Below are 24,921 nucleotides of genomic sequence, written 5' to 3'. Positions count from 1 at the left end.
ACCGATTGTATCCGGAAGGGAATGAATTGTTAGCGAATTTGTTATCGGGGTATTCGAAAAGCTTGTTCGGAAATACCTGACGGAAGAAGAACGGCGTTTGGAGCAGTCCAAAATCACCGATAATTTATAGTCCCAACTGCAAAAGGACCTTTCCCCGAACAAGAAAAAGACCTTGTTCTCAACCTTCCAGTCGGTGGCTTACACAGGAGCTTCCATCCAACAGTTGTACGACATTTGGTCCAAAAAAATCGAAATATCCAATCTTCGACTGAACAAGGATGACTTTACCGAAATGGCCTTGGACCTAGCACTCTATCAACATCCTAAATCACAGGAAATTTTGCAAACGGCTAAAAATGCCCTTGACAATCCGGACAAATTGGAACGCTTCAACTTCCTGCTACCTTCCGTTTCCCAGGATGCATCGGTTAAAAGCGACTTTATGGAATCCCTGAAACTTGAAAAGAACCGTTCAAAGGAGGCCTGGACGGCATCGGCATTGAACAACATTAATCATCCGCTACATGAAAACTATGCGCTTAAAAAGCTTAGGGAAAGTCTAGATCTTTTGGATGAGATACAAAAAACTGGTGATATTTTCTTTCCCAAACGTTGGCTTAGCAGTACCATTGGAAATCATACTTCCGAAGAGGCCTATCTAATCATGCAGGATTATTTGGACGTCAATCCGAATTAAATCCGTCTCTTAAAAGTAAATTATGGCAAGCTGCCGATGACCTGAGAAGGGTACAACTTTTAAGAAAAGCAATAAAACCTTAATGAAGTCTATCTACTGTAATTAGGGGATTCCTTGGTTATAGTGACATCGTGCGGGTGGCTTTCATTAATTCCGCTAGCCGTTATTTTCACAAATCGACCATTTTCCTTAAGGTCATTGATATCTTTGGCTCCACAATACCCCATACCAGCTCTTAGTCCCCCTATGAATTGATGGATACTTTCGAATAAATCGCCTTTGTATGGCACTCTACCAACAATACCTTCAGGAACCAATTTTTTAATATCATCCTCAACATCTTGAAAGTATCTATCCTTGCTTCCCTGTTTCATGGCCTCAACAGACCCCATTCCACGATAGCTTTTAAATTTTCTTCCTTCATATATAATGGTCTCTCCTGGTGATTCCTTTGTTCCAGCCAGTAATGAACCCAGCATAACCGTATCCGCTCCAGCAGCTATCGCTTTAGGGATATCACCGGTATATCGAATACCTCCATCTGCAATGACCGGTACGCCGAGAACCTTTAATGGCTGCAGCCACTTCCAAAACTGCGGAAAACTGTGGAAAGCCTACCCCAGCTACAACTCCGGTCGTACAAATGGATCACGGTCCAATTCCTACCTTTACAGCATCGGCACCGGCATTCACCAAGTATTTTGCAGCCTCCCCAGTTGCAATATTACCCACAATCACATCCAAATCCGGAAACTTACTTTTCACCTCCTTTAATACCGTAACAACACCCTTTGTGTGACCATGTGCAGTATCAATTACTACAGCGTCAACACCTGCATTCACCAAAGCCTCTGCCCTATCCACTGCATCCATGGTCACGCCTAATGCTGCCGCCACACGCAACCTTCCGTATTGGTCCTTGTTGGCAATTGGCTTTTGTGTCAATTTGGTAATATCCCTGAATGTGATTAGTCCTATTAACTTATAATCCTTATCAACTACCGGTAATTTTTCAATTTTATGGGCCTGGAGTATATCCTCAGCTTCGGAAAGGGAAGTTCCTTCCTTTGCTGTAACCAAGTTTTCGGACGTCATTACCTCCGAAATAGGTCGTTCATTATTTTTTTCGAATCTCAAATCCCTATTGGTCACAATACCGATCAGCTTTCCCTCATCATCAACAATAGGAATACCCCCAATACTATGCTCTTTCATATTCGCTTTGGCATCTTTAACCTTAGAGTTTAGAGGCATGGTAACAGGATCTAATATCATACCACTTTCAGCCCTTTTTACCTTACGAACCTTTAAGGCCTGCTGTTCAATGGTCATATTTTTATGTAGCACACCTATTCCTCCCTCTTGGGCAATCGCAATGGCCATTCGGGACTCGGTTACCGTATCCATTGCAGCCGATATAATGGGCACATTGATGGTAATGTTTCTCGTAAATTTTGATTGAATGTTGACCTCTCCGGGTAATACTTCAGAATAAGAAGGTACCAGGAGTACGTCATCATAGGTAAGACCTTCTCCGAGAATTTTATTTAGGTGAGCTTCCATGCAATTAAGGATTTAATTGCGTGCAAATATACGCTTTTTAATTTGGATAATTCATTCGATACAAAGGCGTATTCCAACAAAATGGCTACGAAGGAATCCTATACTTCTAAATCCCGATAAAAGCATTCAATCATTTGTATTTTTTAAGTCAACTTTATTTAACCGATATTCATATTCCGCATAAAAAAACCGAGCTATCCATGAAGAAATACTCGGTCTTAATAATTCTTGATACCTATTTTATTCTAATGCGGTTTCGCCTTCGTTGGGATTGTACACATAATCGAAGGTGTATACCCTCGATTCATCCGAAAATGCATCCGGTTCCGCAGGTGCATCCCTGTAATAACTTACAATCTCAATCTTGGCAAATTTACCGTCATGGGTTCTAAATACCAATATCCTGCCCGGTATGGGGGTCACTGTAAAGGTGGCTGGATTGTAATTGTACCATCCTTCGCCACTTCCAGCAGGTACGGCAAAAGAACCTGCTGCATCCTGATCAAAGGAGAGTCCAGCGGCATTTGTGATATCGGAAAAAATCCCATTTTGTATCGTGGCCCCGGCATTGCCGTTCCTCGCCGGCTCTTCATTCGTTCCAGTGGCTGTACCGCCATTCACCGCAATGGAGGTACCTCTAAAGGCAATGTCCCAATCCGTTTCACTATCCGTTACGGCTCCGGTTTCAAAACTAAATTTTGTAAAGGGGCCTCCTATCGGCTGGCCCTGCCCACCGGTCTGCGGTGCCTCCAAGTTTGTAATGGTCTCCTTTACTAGATTTGATAAAACCGTAAAAGTTGCCGCCGATATTTTTGTAAACCCATTCGCGGAAATTTCTATTTTGCCAGTAGCGGCGCCGAAGGAACCGTTGTCATAATTTCAGTATTGGTTACTGAAGTTATATCAGCGGAAATTCCGTTGAACGAAATGGAGATATCAGAAGCATCGGAAGGGAAATCGGTGCCTGTAATTCTAATTTCTGTACCTACAGTCCCGGATTCGGCGAAATGGTGGACACCGTAAATTCCGATACCGCGTCGCCATCATCATCGCTACAGGCCAAAAAGGAAAAAATCACCAATAAAAGTGTAAAAAGTTTAAAAGTTGTTTTCATGTAAATCTAATTTTAAAATGTAATGTTTAATCGAGTGAATAATTGTATACCAGGATTTATCAGAACCTCGTTATCCTGTAAAGCGAGTGGGTTATTGCCCCTAAAGTCCAAAAGATTGTTCGCACCCAACTGTAGTTGGTAATGCTTGAAAAGTGTTTTTCCCAAGGAAAGGTTCACCAAGGAGTAACCATCCACGAAACTGTTATCAAAATCGTCTAGAAGTTTGTTGCCGTTTCTATCGGTAAGCCCGAACTTACTTCGGTAAACGACCCTGAGGTTGGCGTTTGCGTCCCATTTTGGGATTTCATAGAAAACCTTGAAATTAAAGGTGTGGCGGGAGCGATTTTCCGGACCAAAGTACTGGCTTCGCTCCAAACGCACGGTTTGTAGGGTCTCAGGTTCCCGAGCAAAAACCTCGCCTTGATCTAAGGAATCTTCCTGATCCTTATCATAAGCGAAAAGCAATTGGTATCCACCAGAAAGATTGAGGTTTTTAATGCCGTTGAATTTAATATCGGTTTCAAGTCCCTGCGTATACACCCGTTCCCTGTTGATATAGCCAAAAACGTTCTGACCGTTGGTCTTGGAGGCAAGGATTTGGGTGTCAATAAGATTCGTGAAATCGTTTCGGAACAGGTTTACATCGGTCGTTAATTTTCCCCATTTTAGGGTTAGCCCCAAATTATATCCAACGGAACTTTCAGCATTCAATCTTTCCCCTAACAGGGAGGGGTTTACGGCCAAATTGGAAATCTCTCCATTTTCCTGCAATTGCCGAATGCCCTGGGCCTCCACTTCCTTGCCAAAAACAGAATACCCCCCGCCCGACGCATTGGTAAAATCAAGGTATAACTGCCTAAAATCCGGAGCCTTGAAGCCGCTGCCCACGGAACCTTTAACGGCGAGGCTTGGCGATATTTCATAACGTGCGGAAAGCTTTGGGCTGAATTGGGAATTGTATTCGCTGTGATTGTCAAATCGAAGGCCCGCAATCACATTCAGGCCTTCCGGAGGGGTAAAATCATACTGGGAAAAGACATATTGCGAAAAAAAGGAAACATTGTCCGCAAAAAGGTTGCGCTGTAAGGTTTCCAAATTGCCCCCTACGCCCAGCGTTAAGGTATTTTCCCCAAATTTTTGGTTAAACCGGACCTCCGGACGGAACAGTTTCTGATTGAAATCGTTCGACAAAAGCACTTCATCAGTAAGTAGGTCCAACGATTCCTCATCAGTAATATAATTGGTATAGTACAGTTCGTACTGCACATTCGTTTTTGGGGAAGGGTCGTGGTTCGCCCGTACCAAAAGGTTCCAATCCTGTTCCATGCTAGTACTAGGAGCTATATCAAAGTCCTGATGAAAGAATCGACCGGAGACAAAGAAATCAAGTTTTTTCGATGCATCGTAAAAAAGGCGTCCGCTCAACGTATAGTTATCAAAAGGATTCACCGTCTGCCCTACATCGCCGGAGGCGAGGTCATAACCATCCGTGCTGAGCCTATCCACAAAAAAGGAGTAACCAAAGTCCTCCTTTCGTTGGTTGATGCTAAAATTGCTGTTATGATGGTTGAACGTTGCCATGCGATGGCTTAGCTGTCCGCTTATTTTTTCGGTCGATGGTTTTTCGGTTATGATATTAATGACCCCCCCAAGTGCTTCAGAACCAAAGAGACTGCTTGAGGGCCCTTTGACCACCTCTATTTGCTTAATGTTTCCAATGGCAAACCGACTCAGATCCAAATTACCGGAACTTCGCCCTACAACGGGGACTCCATCGATAAGTACTAGGACATAATCCGAGGCAATTCCCTGTATCTGTACACCCTCTCCCCCACCGACGGTGGCATCGGGAGTCATGATAATCCCCGTCTGTTCGTTCAAAATCTCGTTTAACCGAGTGACCCCTGTTTGCTCCAACTGGGTTTTAGGAATCAAGGTAACAGGCAAGGGCAGGGACGACAATTGGCGGACGGTCCGTGTAGCCGTTACCACAACTTCGTCCAAATCTTGTGTCAGAATGGAGTCTCTTTGTTCTTCCACCTGCCCCGAGACCAATGTTATACAAAGTGTGAAAAAAATTAATGTTAAATTATTTTTATTTAGACTCATTCTATATAAATTTGGCTCAAAAATAATTATTATTTTAAATCAGTCTAAATAAATAGAATAAAAATTTCAACGAATCCTAAACTTTAACATCTATAAAAATGAAAAGAGTACAGTTGTTTACCGTAATGTTCGTTCTAATGGGAGCGAATGTTTTTGCCCGGACCAAAAAAGAGAAGGACCAAAATTCCATAAAGGAGATGTGCGGCTGTTTCGAAGTCACCTTCAACTTTGCCGAAACCTTTAATTACAGTCAGGATTCATTATATAAACCTTCAAAGACAAAGGTGGATAAAGGTCTCGGAATGGGCCCAATTGGTAACCGATGAAGACGACAAGATCGTAATTCAGCATATACTACAGGTAGGGAATCCTGCAGAACCCATGATCGTAAAACACTGGAGACAGGATTGGTTGTATGAAAACACGGATTTCTATTTATACAATGGTGATAACGAATGGAACTACACCCAAAAAACTAAAAATGAAGTCTCAGGACAGTGGACACAAAAAGTTTATCAAGTAGACGACAGTCCAAGGTATGAAGGGAGTGCCTCTTGGGTGCATGTGGATGGAACCAGTTATTGGGAAAACACAACACCTGCCCCATTGCCCGAAGGGAATACACGACCCGAGGCGATTACAACCTCACCATGCGTGGTAACCGACATGAAATTACAGCCGATGGTTGGGTGCATGATCAGGACAATTCCAAAATCGTCCGTAAGGATGGGGAGGCCGATATCCTATTGGCCAAGGAAAAAGGGTACAATACCTATGTAAAGGTTCCGGATGCGCGCTGTAAAGCTGCGGCCGATTGGTGGACAGCGAATGATGATAAATGGGCCATGGTACGTGACAAATGGGACAGTGTGTTTGCCCAAAATACCGATTTAGTGCTTCAGCATAAAGTAGACAATAAGGTACTCTACAAGTATTTATTCGATGACGAAGTTTCCAGCCCCGATAAAATTGGAGATATCATAGATTCCTTTGTCGTAGAAAAAAATTCCAAAGTAGCCCTTAAAAGTAAATAAGTCATGAAGAATATTTTAAGCGCGATTTTCACGGCCGTATTTTATGTGGGCATGGCAGCACAGGAAAACCCTTTTTTGAAAAGGGAATATTGGAACAGCGATCCATCCCAGGAGGAAGTAGAGGCTTCGATACAGGAAGGCCATGACATTACGGAGCGAAATGCCGCCTATTTTGATGGTCCTACCTACGCCATTCTACAGAAGGTGAATACCAAAACTATGGCACATATCATTGCCAAAGAAGGCAATGGTGTCGCTAAATTGACCCATGATGGTAGAATTTATCTGCATTGGGCCGCGTATGCCGGAAACTTGGAATTGGTCAAACACCTTCTCGACAAAGGTTCTGATGCCGCAGCAGTGGACGCCCATGGCTATTCCGTAATCAACTTTGCCGCCAATTCCGGCATCAACGAAACGAACATATATGAAACGCTATTGGACAAAGGAGCGGATATAAACGCTACCACTCATGAGGGCGCGAACGCTCTGCTTCTTGCGGCATCCGGTGCGAAAAACTTGGATGTTATACACTACTTCGTGGACAAGGGCCTGGCATTGGATAGTACGGACGATACCGGTAACGGAGTCTTCCAGTATGCCTCCCGTGGCGGGAATATTTCCGTGTTAAAAACCCTAGCCGAAAAAGGTTTGGAGTATAAAAAAGTGAACATGGAAGGAGAGAATTCCCTATTCATGGCCGCTAGGGGAACCCGACGGAAGCAAAACAGCAAGGAGGTCTTTGACTATTTGGAGAGCCTTGGCCTTTCCAACCAACTGATCAACAAGGAAGGTAGAAATCTGCTGCATTTAATTGCCGGAAGGAATAAGGACCTTCCCTTGTTCGCACATTTTATAGCATCGGGAGTTTCTACAAATTTGAAGGACAAGGAAGGCCAAACCCCATTTATGATCGCTGCATCCGGAAACGTCCTTGAGGTTGTGGAGCTTTTGGCAAAACATGTGGAGGATATAAATCTAATCGATAACAAAGGTAGAAATGCGCTAATGATGGCGGTGGAAAGGAATAGTACCGAGGTGGTCGATTTCCTATTGGAAAGTGGTGCGGATGTAAACGCATTGGATACCGACGGAAATTCCGTAGCCTATTATGTGATTCAAAATTACAATCCCCAAAATACCGCTCAGTTTGAAGAAAAGTGGAACGTACTTCAAGAAGCCGGTCTAAAAATGACCGGAAAGCAGGGCAATGGTAACACGCTGTTTCATCTTGCGGCCAAGGCCAACAACTTGGCACTCTTAAAGCGATTGGAGGATTTGGAAATCGACGTGAATCAAAAAAATGAGGATGGCATCACGGCACTTCACTTTGCCGCCATGTCATCCGATAATGAAGACATGTTAAAATATCTGATTTCAATGGGTGCGGACGTGAGCGCAAAAACCGAATTTGAAGAAACGCCCTACGATCTGGCGAGTGAAAATGAATTGTTGCAAAAGCACAACGTGACATTGGATTTTTTAAAAATATAATTAAGAATATGAAAAAGTTTTTTATACCCGTAATAGCCATAGTCTGTTTAACTCTCTTAGCCTTTGGCACAGCTTCCGAAACCACCTCCTACAAATGTATGATCCAGCTGACCAATTACGAGGGCGAAGGGGCCTACATCGTGGTGTCCATTTTGGACAGCAAAGGCAACTATGAGGAAACCCTTTATGTTCAGGGCGATGACAACGAATGGTACCGTGACCTGGAGGAATGGTGGAAGAATATCTTTGGTATCAGGCGGCCAAACATCGATGCTATTGTGGGTGAGACCATTACAGGGGGGCAACGTAAAATGACCGTTTTGAACATCCCGACAGATAAAATCGATTCCGGATATAAAATCCGATTTGAATCCGCCGTGGAGGACCAGGAATATTATAAGGATGATCCGGAGTTTGACCTTACCACGGAAAATCTTGCGTCCAAAAAGGAAGGCAAGGGTTTTATCCGGTATGTACGAATGATTCAACAATAAAATGCGTGTATGACCATCTCTATTTGGAGGTATAGTCACTTACTTTTGGCCCTATCCACGGGCCTTTTTTTGATATTGGCGTCCATTACGGGGATTATATTGGCTTTTGAACCTATACAGGGAGCGTTGAAACCCTATAATCCGGTAGCGGTGTCAAAAGTGACCCTGTCCGAAACTATAGGTATACTTCAAGCGGAGTACGAGGAGGTTTTGAGCATAGAAGTGGATGCGAACGATTTTGTCCTTGCCGATGTGCTTACCAAAGATGGCGAGGGCAAACGGCTATACATCCATCCCAAAACAGGTGAGGCACTGGGCCAGCCCTCCCCGCAACATCCTATTTTTCAATTTACGACGAACCTGCACCGATCTCTCTTTTTAAAGAGCATAGGTCGATTTTTCGTGGGCCTTGTTTCCCTCCTGCTTTGCCTTATTGCAGCGACAGGTCTCGTACTTATCATAAAAAGACAAGGAGGGATTTCAAAATTATTTTCCAAGGTCCAGAAGGATTATTTTGAATTGCGATACCATGTTATTCTAGGGCGTTGGTTTCTGATTCCGATTCTAATTTTGACAGCGACCGGAGCATACCTATCCGCGGAAAAATTCTCCTTGCTTCCCCGCACGCTCGTTGTTCATGATAGGGTTAATCCCGATATAGACGTGGACGAATCGGTAAGGACCCAAGAATTGGACATTTTCAAAACAATTTTCTTGGCCGATGTAAGAAAAGTGAACTTTCCTTTTACGCCATTTCCGAGAGGATTATTTTGAAGTTTCGCTCCGAGATAGGGAAATCTATGTCCACCAATACACAGGAGAAATTTTAAGCGAAAAACCATATCCCTTTACGTTCTTGGCAAGTGAATTAAGCCTGAACTTACATACGGGACAAGGTTCCATTGGCTGGTCTCTAGTTCTATTATTGGCAAGTGCATCCACCCTGTTTTTTATATACTCGGGATTTGTGATGTGGCGAAAACGCATCAAAAACTCCGTAAAATTTGACAACAAAAATGCCGATGTATGTTCACACATTATTTTGGTAGGCTCCGAAACCGGAACTACTTTCGGCTTTGCTAAATCACTTGAAAGCGCTTTAAAAAAATCGGGGAAGAAAGTGCTTGTCGCCCAACTAAACGACTATGATGTTTATAAAAATGCAGAACATCTTTTTATCCTGACAGCGACCTACGGGGAAGGAGACCCTCCCACCAATGCCGAAACTTTTTGGATTTATTGGTGACCGTAAAGCAACCAAATCCGTTGAAATATGCTGTCATCGGTTTTGGCTCCACCCTTTATCCCAACTATTGCAAATACGCCATTGATGTTGAAAATGGACTCGCTACAACATCCGGTTTTGAGCAAACGATTCCCCTATATAAAGTTAACAACCAATCCTATGATACCTTTAGGGAATGGGCCATACAATGGAGCAAAGCTACGGGGGAGCATTTGGAACTTCCAGCTTTGGGTATCAAAAATAAAATTCTAAAACTGCATGAATTTGAAGTGGTATCCAAAACCGAACCCAATAGGGACGATACCTTTGTAATTCGACTTAATGCAAAAGGAAAATGCAAATTCCAATCCGGGGATTTATTGGAATACCGACCCCGAAGGATGGAATCCCAAGGTGGTTTTCCATTGCCAAAATAGGTCAGGAGATTTTACTTAGCATCAAGAAACACGAATTTGGGGTCGTTTCAAATTACCTAAACTCGCTAAAACCTTGCGAAATCCTAAAAGCTTCCATTAAACCAAATCCCCATTTTCGCTTCCCCAAAAAGGCGAAGGAGATTATCTGTATTTCCAATGGTACCGGGATAGCACCTTTTTTAGGAATTATATCGGAGAACGACCAAAAAATTCCAATCCACATGTATTGGGGTGGCCGATACACAGCGTCCCTGGAAATCTACACTCCATATTTGGAGCATCTTAAAAGTGCCGGAAAAATGAAAACCCTACACGTGGCCTTGTCGCGTACAGAAGGATCTAATTCATATGTTCAGGACCTGGTGAAAAAAGATTTACAAATCATTTCCAAGAGCCTAGAAAACGGTGCGGTCGTCATGATTTGTGGAGCATTACGTATGCAGAACGATGTACTGGAAATTCTTGAAAAAGGCACCTTGGAACACCTTGCCACACCCCTAAGCGATTTCGAAGGCAACGGGCAATTGAAAACAGATTGCTATTAGCAAAATGTTTTTCCAACCCATTATGGTGAAATATTATTTTCAAATAGAAAAACGCCATTCTTATTGGCTACTATGATATCCGGCTTTCCGTCTTTGTTGATATCCTGAGCTACTATATTAAGACCAGCCCCTGAATCTTCATCCAAAACATGCTCTTTGTAATAAGGCGAAACTCCAGGTATAAATTCGAACCACAACAAATAAGGGGTGTCCGCATCCCCTTCGTCCCTACCATTATGTGCCAAGAAACGCTTTCCTGTAATATAGTCCTTTCGACCATCCCCATTAAGATCTGACATAATCGATGCATGTGTTTGTGCAGTGGTCTCACTCATGAGATGTGTTTTGAAAGTGCCGTTGGACAGCTGTTCATGCCACCAAATTCCGAGTTTATGTGCTGATGCACTAACAACGTCTTGAGTGCCGTCTCCATTAACATCCAATACCTGCATATGTGAACAAGGTTCACCTAATTTGGTTTTATGAAATTTCCAATTTCCCGAATTTTTATCCTTCTGTCCCTCAAACCAACCTTCCACAATCACTACATCCTCAATGCCATCTTTGTTGATATCTCCATAGCCAATACCATGTGAAAAATTATTGGTTCCCGGCACATTTTCTTCACTTAAGGCATGCCTTTTCCATGCAGTTTCACCTTTATTCAAGGGAGCTTGTAGCCAAACAATTTGTTTCTTATCTACATCCCCACATAAAATATCCAATCGGCCATCTCCATCAACATCAATAAAACCAGGTGATTCATTAGAAATACCCATGGAATCCGCTATCATGTGTTTTTTCCACGGTTGGTCTTCCCCTTTCGGATTTTCAAACCAAAAACCAGCCTTACCTGGAAAATCTATAATTATGACATCCTCCCATCCGTCAAGGTTTACATCCATTCCTAAATTGAGAAAGGACTCACTATACTCTTTATATGGGTCAAATTTTCTTGATGGAGCCAGCTCATACATCTCCCAATTAGGTGCCTTAAACCAATAGTATCCGGCAATTATATCTGTAAGACCGTCTTTATTCAAGTCAGCAACAGCTACACCTTCAGAGATGAAATCCCTTGTTAAAACCGTCTTTTTAAAATTGTCTTTTTCAATAGTCTGAGCCCATGATGATGTAAACGCGGTAACACAACCTAAAAGCACAAAAGCTATATTTTTAATTTTTCTTCTGCTCATCTCAATTCTTTTTACTTTGACAAAAGAGAATCTATCATTCCCCCATAGACCTCTGATTTTTCAGACTTTTTGTTTCTAAACTTTTGTAAGATATTTTGAGAAGTATCATCTTCTCCCTCCGATATCTTTCTCAATGTATACTCCAATATCAAATCGAAATTTGAATTTTCTGCTAGCTCCAAAGCTTTTTCCGCATCCAAATCTGTCAATGGTTCTGTAGCGTACCAAAGCATCAGAGGAAGATTATGGTCCTGTACATCCTCTTCCCTTTTTGATAACCCAGCCAAAACGTCCCATCTTTTCGATGGTTCCAAACGTTGCAAAGCGGATGCCAAATATAGTCTAACAAGAGCCGAATCATCCTTGCTAGCCAAATCACTGAATTTTGACAATGTAGTTTCAGAAATTTTCTTGTCTTCCGTTACAAGTTGAATAGCCCAGCTTCTCATGTATTCGTCTTCATCATCCAGTAATTTATTCAAGTAATCCTCATCCGTTCCACCTGTAACATGAAGTGTCCATAAAGCTCTGAGTCTTTTGGTTACTTCTTGGTTTTTCTCGACAATATTTTTCAGCAAACTATATATCTCTGAATTACCTCCTCGTTCCTGTAAAATGGTCCGTGCCTGACGCACGTACCATTCGTTGGCATGCAATTGATAGTTAACCAGCTCCGCATCCGAAGCTTTATATAGATTCTCATTTACCCATTTATCATTCTCATGGCTTATTTTGAAAATACGCCCTAAGGTCTTGTCGTGTACATCAGGATTGGGGCTATGACATTGATTTTGGTCGTACCAATCTATCACATATACAGATCCACTGGCATCATACTTGAAATTGAGCCATTGCGACCAAGAATCGTTCATAACAATAAAATCCTTTTTATGAGAGGCCACATAACCGGAGCCATCTCTTGTAAGAAGATCATTGTTCATAATAGCTCCATTTATATTATTCATAAAAATGGTGTTTCTATATTCTTCAGGCCAAGTATCACCCCCTAAATAAATCATGGCTCCTGCATGAGCATGCCCTCCACCCGCGGCGGCCGACCTAAAGTTACCGGCATGTGGCCCTCTATCTCCCAAATAATGCCTATGATCCGCAATGGTTTTAATATCGTCATACGTATACGGATTAAAATGTTCCCCGCCTTGCCGCTGATATCTTGCCCCTTGTATGACATGATACATATGGGGAATAACACAGACGGTAATAAATGGATGTCCATAATCATTGAAATCAATTCCCCATGGGTTACTTGTGCCATGGGAAAAGACCTCAAATTCGTGTTTTATTGGATGATACCGCCAAACGGCTGCATTCACTTTGGTTCGATCCTCTTCCGGTGTACCTGGTTTGCCCACCTTGGAATGGGTAAAAACCCCATGTACTCCATAGAGCCATCCATCTCAGTCCCCATCTTAGATTATTGAGCACTTCATGGGTATCCTGGAGGCCCCAACCATCAAGCAAAATTTCCGGCTCTCCAGTAGGTTTGTCATTTTCAAAGTCAGCAGGAATAAACATCAGATACGGCGCAGCTCCCAACCAAACACCACCCATTCCCAATTCTATACCACTGGCCATATTTAGTCCTTCCATGAATACTTTTCTCTTATCCGAGTACCATCACCGTTGGTATCCTCAAAAATTAGAATTCTGTCCCTACCCTTGCCTTCTTCTGCTGGAACCGGATACGTATGCCCTTCAACAACCCAAAGCCGTCCTCTTGCATCGATAGTGAAACTAATTGGACGGACCACATCCGGTTCCGATGCCGCCGGAGTAATCTCGAAACCCTTTGGCAAGGTCATAGCCTTTGCCGCTTCTGTACCGGAAAGTCCGGCATTAATAATGGGGTCCAAAGGAGGCATAACAATAATGTCCTCTTGTTTTAATTCATTATCAAACTGTGGCCTAACCGGATAGAAAAGAAAATCATCAAAACTGATATGTGCCAACTCATCAGGTCTGATATAAGGAATTGGAGAAAGTCCAGTCTCGTTATCTATAATTCGGATGAATATTTCCTTGTCCAAATAATCTGTCAAATCGACCACCACGGGTTGCATATTGGTTCTTCCTTGACCGGTCGTTTTAAAAATAATTTCATCGTTTTCTTTGGATACCAATTCTACCCGGGTTTCCGCCATGGCTCCCCCCGAAACTTTAAAAGAGGCATAGGGTTGTATTACTTTAAAAGGAACGGAAGTTAATATTCCCGTTTTTTCAGAATCCCTATTCCCCCACTACTTAGGAAGTAATCCCCATCAAACCCAATTTTTGTGTTCAGTTTATGGATGGAATCATTCCTTGTAAAAAGTGGATTTTTAAAGGCGTCACCTTGTGCTTGCCAATCACTTAGATTTCCCCTTTCAAACCCCACATTTATGGGTTTTCCATTCTTAAACGGGACTATCCCTGCGATTACCGAGCTACTAAAATTCCCCTCCACTATTTTGAAATCACCAACCATACCCGCGGCACGGTGGCCGGGAATCGTACAGAAATAAGTATCATCCGATTCTGCCCAAAAAGTAATGCTGGTACTCTCCCCTACTTCATTTAGAGTGTTGCTCTTGACCCCCAATTTTTCCATTGACACATCATGGGTCATATTTTCCATATTAATAATGGTAATACGCACACGATCTCCCTTGTTTGCTTTAAGCGTAGGATTTCGGGTACCGTCGGGAGCAAAATAACCTAACATACTGGCCTCGAGCGTATATTCCCTATTGATAGTGGTAGAATCCCTTTCAACATGTTCTGCCATTTCCTTTCCTTCCTTATGTTGATTGCAAGAAGACACAAAAAACAGAATTAGGATTATTTCTAGGTAAACCGCCGAAAACTTTAATTTTTTCATGAAGTTGATTGATAGAGTTGGTATTATTTTAATTCCTGAATAGTTATATCCTTTACATAAACCTGTGCCTTTCCTCCGCCGTGAATCTGTATTCCAATGAGTCCATATTGTGGAATATTTAAATCATCTTCCGTATAATCCACGGATTGATGTCCATTGATAAATAAACGAATTCTTCTCCCCTCTGCCCTGATTTCGTAGTCGTTCCAATCATTGCTATTAACCCACTCCAAAACCTTGACAGCGTCAGGAGCGATTAAGGTTTTATTCCTGCGAGATTCATCATAGAGACTTACCCAATAAGCCTCTCCAAAATCTGCCTGATACCCCACCATCTCGTAATCCGGGTCATTCATTCTCCTACTCCTAAATTGAATTCCGTAATTAATGAAGCCCTCGTCTCCCGTAAGTTTTATCTTAAGTTTTAAAATGAAATCATCATAGGTATCAATAGTACACAAAAAGTAATTATGTGCAACTGTGTTATTTAAAGAGCCACCGACAATCGTTTTATCTTCTACTCTCCAAATAGTTAAAGTATCCCCTTCCCAACCAGAAAAGTCCGTACCATTAAAAAGTGATTTTACCTTTAAAGCGGGAGAATTTTGACAGGACATCAAAATGAAGAAAAAAAATATTAGGCAGTAAGGTTTCACTAATAAAATGAAATACAAATTATTAAGAGTAAAATACAAAATTCACATCATTAATCGTGATGTTAAAACTTGTAAATTGAAAATGATTCCAAGTGCTAATATTGAATTCCAAAAGCTTTCCCTATGGATAGCTGGAGTATTCAATAATTCCAACAAAGTGCTACAACAAGTATTTTTTAGTATTTATTTTTATTTATTCTAAATAAATTTTGAGATATAACTCTCGGCCCTTACATTTGCCAAAATTTTTATTTTAAATCAGTCTAAATAAAATGAGAGGTTTATTTTCCATTTCAATTCTCCTATGGTGTTTATCGTTAAAAGCACAACAAACTCCAACTCCAACGATGGACTCTATCCATTTGAACGAGATAACATTAAAAGCAAATGCCATATTAGGTAGTAAATTTGAAGCAAAGAACAGAACGGGTTCGGCCTTTTATATTTCGCCTCAAGAAATCAAAAAATTTAATTATACCGATATCAATAGAACGCTTAAAGGTGTTCCAGGTGTAAATGTCTACGAGGAAGATGGTTTTGGTCTTAGACCAAACATCAGCCTTAGGGGAACCTCTCCCGAGCGCAGTTCCAAAATTACCCTTATGGAAGACGGAGTACTTATAGCTCCTGCACCCTATAGCGCACCCTCTGCCTACTACTTCCCAACTATTGGTCGAATGCAGGCTGTAGAAATTCTTAAAGGAAGTAGCCAGGTACAATATGGCCCATATACTACTGGAGGTGCCTTAAATATGATATCGACGGAAGTGCCGGATAGTTTCGGCATCTTTTTGAATTCTAGTTACGGTAGTTTCAATAGTGGCCGATTACATACCCAACTAGGTGATAGCCGAAAGAACTTTGGTTATGCCATAGAATATTTAAACTATAATTCCAATGGATTCAAAGAGTTGGATAATGGAGACAATACCGGTTTTGATAAAAATGATCTTGTAGCAAAATTTAGAATTAACACCAGCCCTGATTCCAAAATTGGACAATCTTTCGAGCTGAAATTTCAATATTCCAATGAAGATTCCAATGAAACATACTTAGGTCTTACGGAAACTGATTTTACAGCTACCCCATTTAGACGTTATGCCGGTTCCCAAAAAGATGAAATGAATACCGAGCACTTCCAGGTTATGGGCACCCACACTCTTATTATGGGAAGAAATACTTCAATAACCACTACGGTCTACCTCAATGATTTTAACCGAAATTGGTATAAAGTTGATAATTTGACATTAAATGGTGAACGACAGAGTATTGCCAACATTATTCAAAACCCGGAGAACCTACCTACATATTATAACGTAATAAATGGCAATGTTAATACGACCGACAATGATGCCATTGCCGTTAAAGCCAACAATAGGGAGTATTTATCCACTGGGATCCAATCTAGGCTGAATCACCGTTGGAGTACGAATAAGACTTTTCATGATATAGAAATAGGCCTAAGGTACCATTATGACGATGAGGACCGCTTTCAATGGGTGGATGATTACAGTATTACCAACGGTATAATGGATTTGGTCGTTGGACGTTTACCTGGTACAGATGCCAATAGAATAAGTGACGCTAAAGCATTTTCTTCCTATATGCTTTATAAATTGAAGTACGACGACCTAACACTTACCCCTGGTCTCCGCTATGAAACTATGCAATTGGGTCGAACTGATTACGGAAGTAATGATCCTGGACGCTCCGGAACTAATATTTCAACCCGAGAAAATACGGTAGACGTGGTCATACCTGGAATTGGTTTCAATTATAATTTTGACAAAATATCACTTTTTGGAGGCGTTCATAAAGGATTTTCTCCGCCCAGCAATCAAGAAGGAGAAAAACCGGAAGAGAGTGTCAATTATGAATTGGGCACACGTTTTTCCTATCTAGGAATTTCTCGGAGAATTGGTCGGTTTTTACAATGACTACAGCAATCTACTGGGAAGTGACTTAGCTGCAACCGGAGGTACAGGTTCCTTGGACCAATTCAATGCAGGAGAAGTTATTGTAAAGGGAATCGAAGTATTAATGAACTATGATCCTTTATCATCCGCCAAAAATATTTCAATGCCAATTACATTGGGCTATACCTTTACAGACACGGAATTCCAAAATAGTTTTGGAAGTGATAACGATATATGGGGCACGGTAAGTGAAGGTGACGAATTACCTTATTTATCGAAGCATCAATTTAATGCTGCCGCCAGTATCGAGTTCAATAAGTTTGAAGTCCACCTTAATGGACGTTTTAACGGAGCCTTCAGGACCAAAGCGGGAACGGGTTCCATTCCCGATAATGAGAAAGTCGATTCCAATATAATTCTGGATTTGGGTACTAAATATCGGTATAACGATCATATCACAATAACCGCAAATGCAATGAACCTTTTGAACGAAACCTATGCCGTAGCCCGTGTACCTGCCGGCCTAAGACCCGGTATGCCATTAGGGGTTTTCGGAGGTCCGGAATTACGGTACTAAATTGATTGATGAAACTTAGTGGTATTTACTAAATAGCTCCGTAGCTTTGTTGTAAGCGGCCTCAAATACCATCCAGTTTACGTTGGTCTCCGCTTTTTGCGCAGTCATGTAGGATAATAGTTTTTCGGTGGGCATGTTGCCAGTAAGTTCGTCCTTGGCCATGGGACATCCCCCAAAACCCTGTACAGCTCCGTCGAACCTACGGCAGCCCGCTTTATAGGCGGCATCCACCTTTTCATGCCACTTGGCGGGCGTGGTATGCAAGTGTGCCCCAAACTCTATGAGTGGATATTTGGGAATTAAGTTGGAAAACAAGTACTCGATATTTTCGGGATCCGAAGTTCCCACAGTATCGGAAAGTGACAAGATCCTAGCGCCCATGGAGGCCAATTTTTCCGTCCATTCACCAACGATTTCAACATTCCAAGGATCACCGTACGGATTTCCAAAACCCATGGATATATAGGTGACCACCTCTTTATTGGCGGCATCGGCAATGTTGAAAATCTCTTGGAGCGTTTCTACAGATTGTGCAATGGTCTTATGCGTGTTACGCATCTGAAAGTTCTCCGATATGGAAAATGGAAATCCCAAATAATCAATTTCCGAATGCTTTGCGGCATCCTCCGCACCTCGCACATTGGCGATAATTGCCAATAATTTACTCTTGATCCTTGATAAGTCCAATTTTGACAATACCTCCGCAGTATCCGTCATTTGTGGAATTGCCTTAGGAGAAACGAAACTTCCAAAGTCCAAGGTATCAAAACCACAACCCAATAGGGATTGAAGGTACCTTACCTTTTCATCCGTAGGTATAAAGTCCTTTATACCCTGCATGGCATCTCTTGGACATTCTATTAGTTTTACCTTGGTTATGGACATACCGTAAAAATACAAACAAGAAGATCAAGAATCCATACGATTTTACTAAACACTTACCCAATAAGCAAATAAACAGCCAGCCCTAAAAAAACAATGATTTGAAGCCATTTAAGAAATATCCCTATACCTGCGTTCTTTTTAACCATAACTCCTATCTTCCCTGACAAAATAGCTATCGAGCCAAACACCAAAGAGGAAACCAGTAATAAAAAGAAAACCTAGGATATAGAATTGAAGTATGTTACTCATATCCTTAGAAAATAAAAAGCCGGGGAAAAAAGCCGGAAAAAAAATAGTAACCTTAGGGTTCAATACATTCATTATAAACCCCTGTTTAAAAAGAGCTAATAGGCCCTTATTTTTCTCAGTCTTCCCATTTACGGTAATCTCACCACTACTTCTGTACACCTTAAAGGCCAAATACAACAGATACATAGACCCGAAGACCTTTATTCCATAGAACAAAGTTGGATTGTCCTTAATCAAAGCGGAAACCCCAAAAGCCAATAAGGTGGTATGCACCAAACAACCGGTCATAAGACCCGCAACTGTTGAAAGACCATGCTTTTTGCCATTGACCATACTCTGAATCAATACAAAAATATTGTCAGGCCCAGGAGATATGGCCAATGCTGCGGTGGCTATAGAAAAAGCTATCAGTATGGAATAATTCAAATTTTCCTTTTCTATCAATCGTTGAAAAATACAAATAATAGCCTAACCAATTTTTTATATCTTGTCCAAAAATTAACATCCGATGAAACGAGCATTAAAAATATTAGGAATAGTTGTGGTTTTGGCATTTGTTAGTTACAGCTTTACCAATTTCAATGAAAATAACCTAACAATGAGTACAAAGAAGGAACAATCCAATGATAGTATCCTAAGACATGTGGTCTTATTCAAGTTTAAGGACGGCACTTCCCCGGAGGATATCAAAAAAGTGGAAGATGCTTTTCACGCCCTACCCTCCAAAATTCCGCAGATTGCAGGATACGAGTGGGGAATCAATAATAGTCCGGAAGGATTGGACAAAGGGTTTACCCATATTTTCTTTTTAACTTTTAAAAGTGAGGAAGACAGGGCGATTTATCTACCACATCCGGACCATAAGGCCTTTGGAGCCGTATTGGGTCCTCATTTGGACGATGTGCATGTAATGGATTATTGGACCAAATAATCGTTTACACTTTTTGGTCTAGGATTGCTTTGTTTATTTTCTTGACCAAAATAGAGTCCCTCATAAATAAACCCAGTCCATAATTGTATCAAATCGGCACCGGCGTCCAACTTTTCCAACGCATCCTTAGGAGAATGAATGCCACCAACCCCTATTATGGGAAACGCTTTGTTACTATGGTCGGATAAAAATCGAATTACCTCTGTACTTCTATCCTTTAATGGCTTACCGCTCAATCCACCTGCCTCTTCCAATAGCAATCCATGAGATTTAAGGTTCTTACGTTCAATAGTGGTATTTGTAGCAATTACACCATCGATTTTTGTTTCTGCAACAATATCGATAATATCCAACAATTGGTCATTGGTTAAGTCCGGGGCTATTTTCAGTAATATCGGTTTTCTTTTTACCGACTTTTCCGAGGCCATTTTCTTATTGGTTGTTTCAAGTTCTCTTAATAGCCTGGTCAAAGGTCCTTTATCCTGAAGTTCTCTAAGGCCCGGTGTATTGGGAGAACTGACATTGACCACGAAATAGTCTACATAGTCAAATAGAGCATCAAAACAAATCATGTAATCCTTTAGGGCCTCTTCATTCGGAGTTATTTTATTCTTACCGATATTTCCCCCAATCAGTACCTTATGTTCCTTCTTTAGTTTCTCTACAGCCTCAAATACACCAAGGTTATTAAAACCCATTCTGTTGATAATAGCACTATCAGCCTTCAAACGAAACAAGCGTTTTTTCGGATTTCCGTCCTGTGGTTTTGGAGTAAGGGTACCTATCTCCACAAAACCAAAACCAAAATTTGATAGTTCATTATAGAGTACAGCGTTCTTATCAAATCCCGCAGCCAATCCAACGGGATTCTTAAACTTTATCCCAAAAACCTCACGCTCTAACCTTTTGTCCTCCACATTAAAAATAGGTCTTATCAACCCCAATAGACCTATTTTGGAAACGATTCTTATTAAAGTAAAACTGAAGTGGTGTACTTTTTCCGGGTCGAATAAAAATAATATGGGACGAATTACCGACTTATACATTATGGGTTGGATTTTTGGCAAAAATACGAAGTGCGGGGATAATTATTTCCTTAAATAGGGCTAAAGGTAAACGTATACTTACTGTTTTTTATAAACACTATCCGCATAAACCATAGGCGTTATTATATGGGGCGACCTAGAAGCTTGTTGGCAAAGCGATAAATACAAGTCATACTGCTTTTGATTAAAAAGGGAAAGCACCTTCTTATCGATCATGGATTGTACCAATTCCATGCTATCCATGACACTTCTGTATTTTAAGGCCAATTGGTTTAGCTCCTCGACCGTACTTTGGGGATGCCTGTTGTAAAGATTTTCAAGTCGGTTGTTCAATAATTCATTCCTATATTTTAACTCCGCCCCAGCATTGGCGAGTTGCTCCTTTTGGGAATCATTCATTTGAAATATGTCCGCTATGGTTTCATTTTCAGTGATTCCAACTCCAAGTACACAATCCGCCTGAGACATCAAGGAAATAGGGGAAAGACTTAAAATAAGTAAAATCGAAAAACGAATTAACATAGATATATTGAACCTTTTCTTAGAGGCTAAAATACAATTTAAAACCTATTTTTGATTCAAAACTACCTTATGCAAAACATAATTGATCGGTTTATAAGCTATATAACTATCGACACCCAGAGTGACCCATCTTCCAAAACAACCCCAAGTACGGAAAAACAGTGGGATTTGGCACACAAACTTGTTTCTGAGCTTGAAGAAATAGGCATGAGCGATGTAACAATCGATGATAACGCCTATATCATGGCAACATTACCAAGTAATTTAGAGTATGAGGTACCCACGATAGGCTTCATATCGCATTTTGATACATCCCCTGATTTTACTGGTGCAAACGTACATCCGAAAATCATTAAGGACTATGATGGAAATGATATTGTCTTGAACGAAGAAAAGGGAATCTTTCTTTCATCGGACTACTTTGAAGATTTAAAGCAATATAAAGGGCAGACTATCATTACTACGGATGGAACAACATTGTTGGGCGCAGATGATAAAGCCGGAATTACCGAAATTGTTTCGGCCATGGAATATCTGATCAACCATCCGTGAAATTAAACATGGTACGGTAAAAGTAGGATTCACTCCCGATGAAGAAATTGGCCGTGGCGCACATCATTTCGATGTTAAGAAATTCGGTGCCGATTGGGCCTATACCATGGATGGCAGCCAAATTGGGGAGCTGGAATATGAGAACTTTAATGCCGCGAGTGCTAAAATTACCGTCAAAGGAAAAAGTGTCCATCCTGGGTACGCTAAGAACAAAATGGTAAATGCACTACTCATAGCCAACAAGATTATTTCCATGCTACCGTAAGCCGAAGTTCCGTAAAAAACAGAGGGTACCGAAGGCTTTTTCCATGTGCACCATTTTAAAGGAAAAATAGAACATGCTGAAATTGAACTCATCATTCGTGATCATTCAAAATCCGGCTTTGAAAATAGAAAGGAGATATTAAAGAAAATTGTATCACAATTAAAGGTAGTTCATCAAGATGCCATTCATATGGAAATTAAAGATCAGTATTACAATATGAAGGAAAAAATTGAACCTGCTTTCCATGTTGTTGAAATTGCCAAGGAAGCAATGGAAGCTGTGGGTGTAACCCCAATCATTAAACCCATTAGGGGTGGTACTGATGGATCTCAGCTCAGCTATATGGGACTACCTTGCCCTAATATTTTTGCCGGGGGACATAATTTTCATGGAAAATATGAATATGTTCCCGTAGAGAGTATGGTAAAGGCCATTGAGGTCATCGTAAAAATTTGCGAACTTACAGCTCATAAAAGTTAACGTGATGGAGAGATCCGAAAAAGTAAAAGCATTCTATACTGAAGAACATCCATTTAAAAATGCTGTGGAAAAATTAAGGGAAATCGTTCTGAAATCGGGATTAAAAGAAACATTTAAATGGAGCTTTCCGACGTATACGCTAGATGACAAAAATATAATGTCCATTGGAAGATTTAAAGAACATTTTGGTATTTGGTTTTTTAACGGCGTCTTACTTAAAGACCCCTATAAGGTTTTGGAGAATGCCCAAGAGGGCAAAACAATGGCCATGAGGCATTGGAAATTCTACAATATTGAAGAAATAAACGAAGAGAAAATATCGCAGTACATTTCAGAAGCGATTGAAAACCAAAAAAAGGGGATTGAACCACCTCCCTTAAAAAAGAAGAAATCTGCCAAGCTTGTATTACCCGATATACTACAAACAGCACTCAAAAACCAACTTAAGACTAAAAAGGCGTTTGACTCCCTAGCTCCATACAAGCAAAGAGATTATGCGGACTATATCAAAGAAGCCAAACTGGAAAAAACGAAAATTTCCGGATTGGCCAAAATTCTTCCTATGATTCTTGAAGGACAGGGCTTGAATGACAAATACCGCTAATAGCTAATACAGGTAAACTTTAGACCATTGGCAACTTCCATCCATTTTCATAGTTTGCCATCAAAAATTTATTAGCATCGTCATTTTTGAACTTACCGGTTGCGTCGTCCCAATAAATTCTATTTCCGGTCTTAAAAGCAACATTACCCATGTGCGAGACCAATGCAGCATCATAACCCACCTTTATAGGTGCAGTTAGCTTGGAGGCATCCCTGCTTTTTACGGCCGCCATAAAGTTTTGAGTATGAAGGTCCAAACCGCTTTGTCCTCCATTATCGAATTTCATGGCTTCCATTTTAGGAATACCTTCCTTGCCCCAACCTTGGAACTCTTCTTCCGGTATTACTTCCCAACCTTGTCTGTCCAATACCAAGGTCCCATTATTTCCTATGAAGGCGATTCCATGATTTCGTCCATAGTTACCACCGTCTATGCCAGTAGCATGTTCCCATAGAATAGAAAATCCATCAAATTCATAAACTGTTTGTAAGGTATCCGGTGTCTCTGAAGCATCATCTCGGATACGCAAATTTACCTCCAAGAGCCATAACGGATTTAGGTGTGCCGGCTTTCATTCCATACAAAGCATAATCGATAAGATGTACGCCCCAATCAGTCATTAGACCTCCCGCATAGTCCCGTAACCATCTAAAATTAAAGTGAAAACGATTTGGATTAAAAGGTCTTTGAGGTGCTGATCCCAACCACATATCATAATCTACACCCTCAGGTGCTGTACTATCCGGAACTATGGGAACGGGTTTCATCCAGCCTTGGTATGCCCAAGCCTTCGCCGGACGAATTTCTCCCAATTTACCGAGTGCACATAATTGATAGCATCCACAAAATGAGGCTGGCTACGTTGCCATTGACCTATCTGTACCATTCTATCACTGGCACCCACATAGTCCAACATAATATTGGCTTCCTGTACAGAATTGGCAATGGGCTTTTCGCAATACACGTCCTTACCTGCTTGTAAGGCATCGGTCAATTGTAAACAATGCCAATGATCTGGTGTTCCAATAATTGCGACATCAATATCCTTATTCTCGAGAAGCTTTCTATAATCTTTGTACCATTTTGGTTTTTTGATACCGGCCTTTGCCAAATCGGCAGTTCTTTTTTGCAAGACATTTTCGTCAACATCGCAAAGGGCGATAACATTAATATCACTCATTTTAAGAAATGAAGACAGGTCAGAAAACCCCATACCATTACAACCGATAAGCCCCACGTTAATTGTATCATTTGGCCCGACCTTTTTCCTCATAGTTGCCAAAAGTTCCATGGGAAACATAAACGTGGCGCCTGAGACAATTAAACCGGCAGTACTCTTTTTTATAAAATCTCTTCTATTACCTAACATGTCAAAAATTTTGTTTCGGAATATAGGGATTTTCACCATAAAAAAAGCACCAATTTTCAAATTGGTGCCTTCATTATCTTAAG

The 24,921-nt window shown here is 41.1% G+C and carries 26 protein-coding genes and 5 pseudogenes; 13 read left to right on the top strand and 18 right to left on the bottom strand.

What is annotated here, in order from left to right; genetic code table 11:
- Window positions 1–172 precede the first annotated feature (172 nt).
- Window positions 173–697 carry a hypothetical protein gene (locus NYZ99_RS05505; protein ID WP_260574300.1) on the top strand — a complete coding sequence of 175 codons (525 nt, stop codon included), beginning with the start codon at window positions 173–175 and terminating at the stop codon, window positions 695–697.
- 89 nt (window positions 698–786) lie between these two features.
- On the opposite strand, the pseudogene guaB reads toward NYZ99_RS05505, so the two are convergent.
- The 5 genes and pseudogenes from guaB to NYZ99_RS05485 all read right to left on the bottom strand — a co-directional run bounded on the left by guaB (window position 787) and on the right by NYZ99_RS05485 (window position 5,483).
- A pseudogene (guaB, locus tag NYZ99_RS05500) lies at window positions 787–2,260 on the bottom strand (IMP dehydrogenase).
- A 240-nt stretch (window positions 2,261–2,500) separates the two neighbouring features.
- Complete coding sequence (locus tag NYZ99_RS05495; RefSeq protein ID WP_260574298.1) at window positions 2,501–3,013, bottom strand: HmuY family protein; 513 nt, start codon at window positions 3,011–3,013, stop codon at window positions 2,501–2,503.
- An 83-nt stretch (window positions 3,014–3,096) separates the two neighbouring features.
- Entirely contained in the window at window positions 3,097–3,231 is a 135-nt protein-coding gene (locus NYZ99_RS22805) for an IPT/TIG domain-containing protein (RefSeq protein ID WP_420845214.1), read from the bottom strand.
- Between the two features lie 14 nt (window positions 3,232–3,245).
- Window positions 3,246–3,374, bottom strand: coding sequence for a hypothetical protein (locus NYZ99_RS05490; RefSeq protein WP_260574297.1), 129 nt, complete (start codon window positions 3,372–3,374; stop codon window positions 3,246–3,248).
- A gap of 12 nt (window positions 3,375–3,386) precedes the next feature.
- Window positions 3,387–5,483: a TonB-dependent receptor plug domain-containing protein gene (locus NYZ99_RS05485; RefSeq protein WP_260574296.1), complete on the bottom strand. Its 2,097-nt coding sequence runs from the start codon at window positions 5,481–5,483 to the stop codon at window positions 3,387–3,389.
- Window positions 5,484–5,581: 98 nt separating this feature from the next.
- On the opposite strand from NYZ99_RS05485, the pseudogene NYZ99_RS05480 reads away from it, so the two are divergent.
- The 7 genes and pseudogenes from NYZ99_RS05480 to NYZ99_RS05450 all read left to right on the top strand — a co-directional run bounded on the left by NYZ99_RS05480 (window position 5,582) and on the right by NYZ99_RS05450 (window position 10,712).
- Window positions 5,582–6,517: pseudogene (locus NYZ99_RS05480) on the top strand (DUF6607 family protein).
- Between the two features lie 3 nt (window positions 6,518–6,520).
- A complete protein-coding gene (locus NYZ99_RS05475) occupies window positions 6,521–8,011 on the top strand; it encodes an ankyrin repeat domain-containing protein (RefSeq protein WP_260574294.1) in 1,491 nt (496 codons plus the stop codon).
- A gap of 8 nt (window positions 8,012–8,019) precedes the next feature.
- Window positions 8,020–8,505 (top strand): DUF2271 domain-containing protein, encoded by a 486-nt coding sequence (locus tag NYZ99_RS05470; protein ID WP_260574292.1) that lies wholly within the window; start codon window positions 8,020–8,022, stop codon window positions 8,503–8,505.
- Window positions 8,506–8,514: 9 nt separating this feature from the next.
- Entirely contained in the window at window positions 8,515–9,279 is a 765-nt protein-coding gene (locus tag NYZ99_RS05465) for a PepSY-associated TM helix domain-containing protein (RefSeq protein ID WP_260574290.1), read from the top strand.
- Window positions 9,280–9,361: 82 nt separating this feature from the next.
- A complete protein-coding gene (locus tag NYZ99_RS05460) occupies window positions 9,362–9,751 on the top strand; it encodes a flavodoxin domain-containing protein (RefSeq protein ID WP_260574288.1) in 390 nt (129 codons plus the stop codon).
- Window positions 9,736–10,167, top strand: a complete 432-nt coding sequence (locus NYZ99_RS05455) for an NADPH cytochrome P450 oxidoreductase family protein (protein WP_260574287.1) — start codon at window positions 9,736–9,738, stop codon at window positions 10,165–10,167. The genes NYZ99_RS05460 and NYZ99_RS05455 overlap by 16 nt, the downstream gene beginning before the upstream one ends.
- Entirely contained in the window at window positions 10,086–10,712 is a 627-nt protein-coding gene (locus NYZ99_RS05450) for a ferredoxin reductase domain-containing protein (RefSeq protein ID WP_260574285.1), read from the top strand. The genes NYZ99_RS05455 and NYZ99_RS05450 overlap by 82 nt, the downstream gene beginning before the upstream one ends.
- A 20-nt stretch (window positions 10,713–10,732) precedes the next feature.
- On the opposite strand, the gene NYZ99_RS05445 is transcribed toward NYZ99_RS05450, so the two are convergent.
- Genes NYZ99_RS05445 through NYZ99_RS05420 form a run of 6 tightly spaced genes read right to left on the bottom strand, consistent with a single transcriptional unit; the run spans window position 10,733 to window position 15,403 of the window.
- Complete coding sequence (locus tag NYZ99_RS05445; protein ID WP_260574283.1) at window positions 10,733–11,908, bottom strand: FG-GAP repeat domain-containing protein; 1,176 nt, start codon at window positions 11,906–11,908, stop codon at window positions 10,733–10,735.
- An 11-nt stretch (window positions 11,909–11,919) separates the two neighbouring features.
- Window positions 11,920–13,281, bottom strand: a complete 1,362-nt coding sequence (locus NYZ99_RS05440) for a PVC-type heme-binding CxxCH protein (RefSeq protein ID WP_260574267.1) — start codon at window positions 13,279–13,281, stop codon at window positions 11,920–11,922.
- Window positions 13,196–13,519 carry a DUF7133 domain-containing protein gene (locus NYZ99_RS05435; protein ID WP_260574265.1) on the bottom strand — a complete coding sequence of 108 codons (324 nt, stop codon included), beginning with the start codon at window positions 13,517–13,519 and terminating at the stop codon, window positions 13,196–13,198. The genes NYZ99_RS05440 and NYZ99_RS05435 overlap by 86 nt, the downstream gene beginning before the upstream one ends.
- Complete coding sequence (locus tag NYZ99_RS05430; protein WP_260574263.1) at window positions 13,507–14,070, bottom strand: DUF7133 domain-containing protein; 564 nt, start codon at window positions 14,068–14,070, stop codon at window positions 13,507–13,509. The genes NYZ99_RS05435 and NYZ99_RS05430 overlap by 13 nt, the downstream gene beginning before the upstream one ends.
- A gap of 59 nt (window positions 14,071–14,129) precedes the next feature.
- A complete protein-coding gene (locus tag NYZ99_RS05425) occupies window positions 14,130–14,786 on the bottom strand; it encodes a cupredoxin domain-containing protein (protein ID WP_260574261.1) in 657 nt (218 codons plus the stop codon).
- 23 nt (window positions 14,787–14,809) lie between these two features.
- Window positions 14,810–15,403: a 3-keto-disaccharide hydrolase gene (locus NYZ99_RS05420; RefSeq protein ID WP_260574259.1), complete on the bottom strand. Its 594-nt coding sequence runs from the start codon at window positions 15,401–15,403 to the stop codon at window positions 14,810–14,812.
- 386 nt (window positions 15,404–15,789) lie between these two features.
- Between NYZ99_RS05420 and NYZ99_RS05415 the strand changes: the two genes are divergently transcribed.
- Entirely contained in the window at window positions 15,790–17,379 is a 1,590-nt protein-coding gene (locus tag NYZ99_RS05415; protein ID WP_338039329.1) for a TonB-dependent receptor family protein, read from the top strand.
- Window positions 17,360–17,935, top strand: coding sequence for a TonB-dependent receptor domain-containing protein (locus NYZ99_RS21400; RefSeq protein ID WP_338039328.1), 576 nt, complete (start codon window positions 17,360–17,362; stop codon window positions 17,933–17,935). Before NYZ99_RS05415 ends, NYZ99_RS21400 begins: the two co-directional genes overlap by 20 nt.
- 15 nt (window positions 17,936–17,950) lie before the next feature.
- Here the strand turns inward: NYZ99_RS21400 and NYZ99_RS05410 are convergent, their stop codons facing one another.
- Window positions 17,951–18,820 carry a hydroxymethylglutaryl-CoA lyase gene (locus NYZ99_RS05410; RefSeq protein WP_260574257.1) on the bottom strand — a complete coding sequence of 290 codons (870 nt, stop codon included), beginning with the start codon at window positions 18,818–18,820 and terminating at the stop codon, window positions 17,951–17,953.
- 53 nt (window positions 18,821–18,873) lie between these two features.
- Window positions 18,874–19,495: pseudogene (locus NYZ99_RS05405) on the bottom strand (LysE family translocator).
- Window positions 19,496–19,577: 82 nt separating this feature from the next.
- On the opposite strand from NYZ99_RS05405, the gene NYZ99_RS05400 reads away from it, so the two are divergent.
- The gene (locus NYZ99_RS05400) at window positions 19,578–20,000 is read left to right on the top strand and encodes a Dabb family protein (protein WP_260574255.1); all 423 of its coding nucleotides are present in this window, start codon (window positions 19,578–19,580) and stop codon (window positions 19,998–20,000) included.
- Window positions 20,001–20,004: 4 nt separating this feature from the next.
- On the opposite strand, the pseudogene NYZ99_RS05395 reads toward NYZ99_RS05400, so the two are convergent.
- A pseudogene (locus NYZ99_RS05395) lies at window positions 20,005–21,046 on the bottom strand (quinone-dependent dihydroorotate dehydrogenase).
- A gap of 78 nt (window positions 21,047–21,124) precedes the next feature.
- Window positions 21,125–21,514, bottom strand: coding sequence for a hypothetical protein (locus tag NYZ99_RS05390; RefSeq protein WP_260574254.1), 390 nt, complete (start codon window positions 21,512–21,514; stop codon window positions 21,125–21,127).
- A 123-nt stretch (window positions 21,515–21,637) separates the two neighbouring features.
- Here NYZ99_RS05390 and pepT point away from each other — a divergent pair.
- A pseudogene (gene pepT, locus NYZ99_RS05385) lies at window positions 21,638–22,865 on the top strand (peptidase T).
- 4 nt (window positions 22,866–22,869) lie between these two features.
- Window positions 22,870–23,469, top strand: a complete 600-nt coding sequence (locus NYZ99_RS05380) for a YdeI/OmpD-associated family protein (protein WP_260574247.1) — start codon at window positions 22,870–22,872, stop codon at window positions 23,467–23,469.
- A gap of 19 nt (window positions 23,470–23,488) precedes the next feature.
- On the opposite strand, the gene NYZ99_RS21395 is transcribed toward NYZ99_RS05380, so the two are convergent.
- From NYZ99_RS21395 to NYZ99_RS21385, 3 genes are read right to left on the bottom strand one after another with little or no spacing between them, the layout of a single operon-like run.
- A complete protein-coding gene (locus NYZ99_RS21395) occupies window positions 23,489–24,010 on the bottom strand; it encodes a hypothetical protein (RefSeq protein WP_338039327.1) in 522 nt (173 codons plus the stop codon).
- Window positions 23,982–24,236, bottom strand: a complete 255-nt coding sequence (locus NYZ99_RS21390) for a hypothetical protein (protein WP_338039326.1) — start codon at window positions 24,234–24,236, stop codon at window positions 23,982–23,984. Before NYZ99_RS21390 ends, NYZ99_RS21395 begins: the two co-directional genes overlap by 29 nt.
- On the bottom strand, window positions 24,233–24,838 hold the full coding sequence (locus NYZ99_RS21385; protein ID WP_338039325.1) for a Gfo/Idh/MocA family protein: 606 nt from the start codon (window positions 24,836–24,838) through the stop codon (window positions 24,233–24,235). The genes NYZ99_RS21390 and NYZ99_RS21385 overlap by 4 nt, the downstream gene beginning before the upstream one ends.
- Window positions 24,839–24,921: the final 83 nt, after the last annotated feature.

The organism is Maribacter litopenaei (genome assembly GCF_025244665.1).
In the GTDB taxonomy this organism is placed as follows: domain Bacteria; phylum Bacteroidota; class Bacteroidia; order Flavobacteriales; family Flavobacteriaceae; genus Maribacter; species Maribacter litopenaei.
The sequence above is the reverse complement of the archived record's forward strand: the minus strand, read 5'-3'. Positions and strand labels throughout refer to the sequence as shown.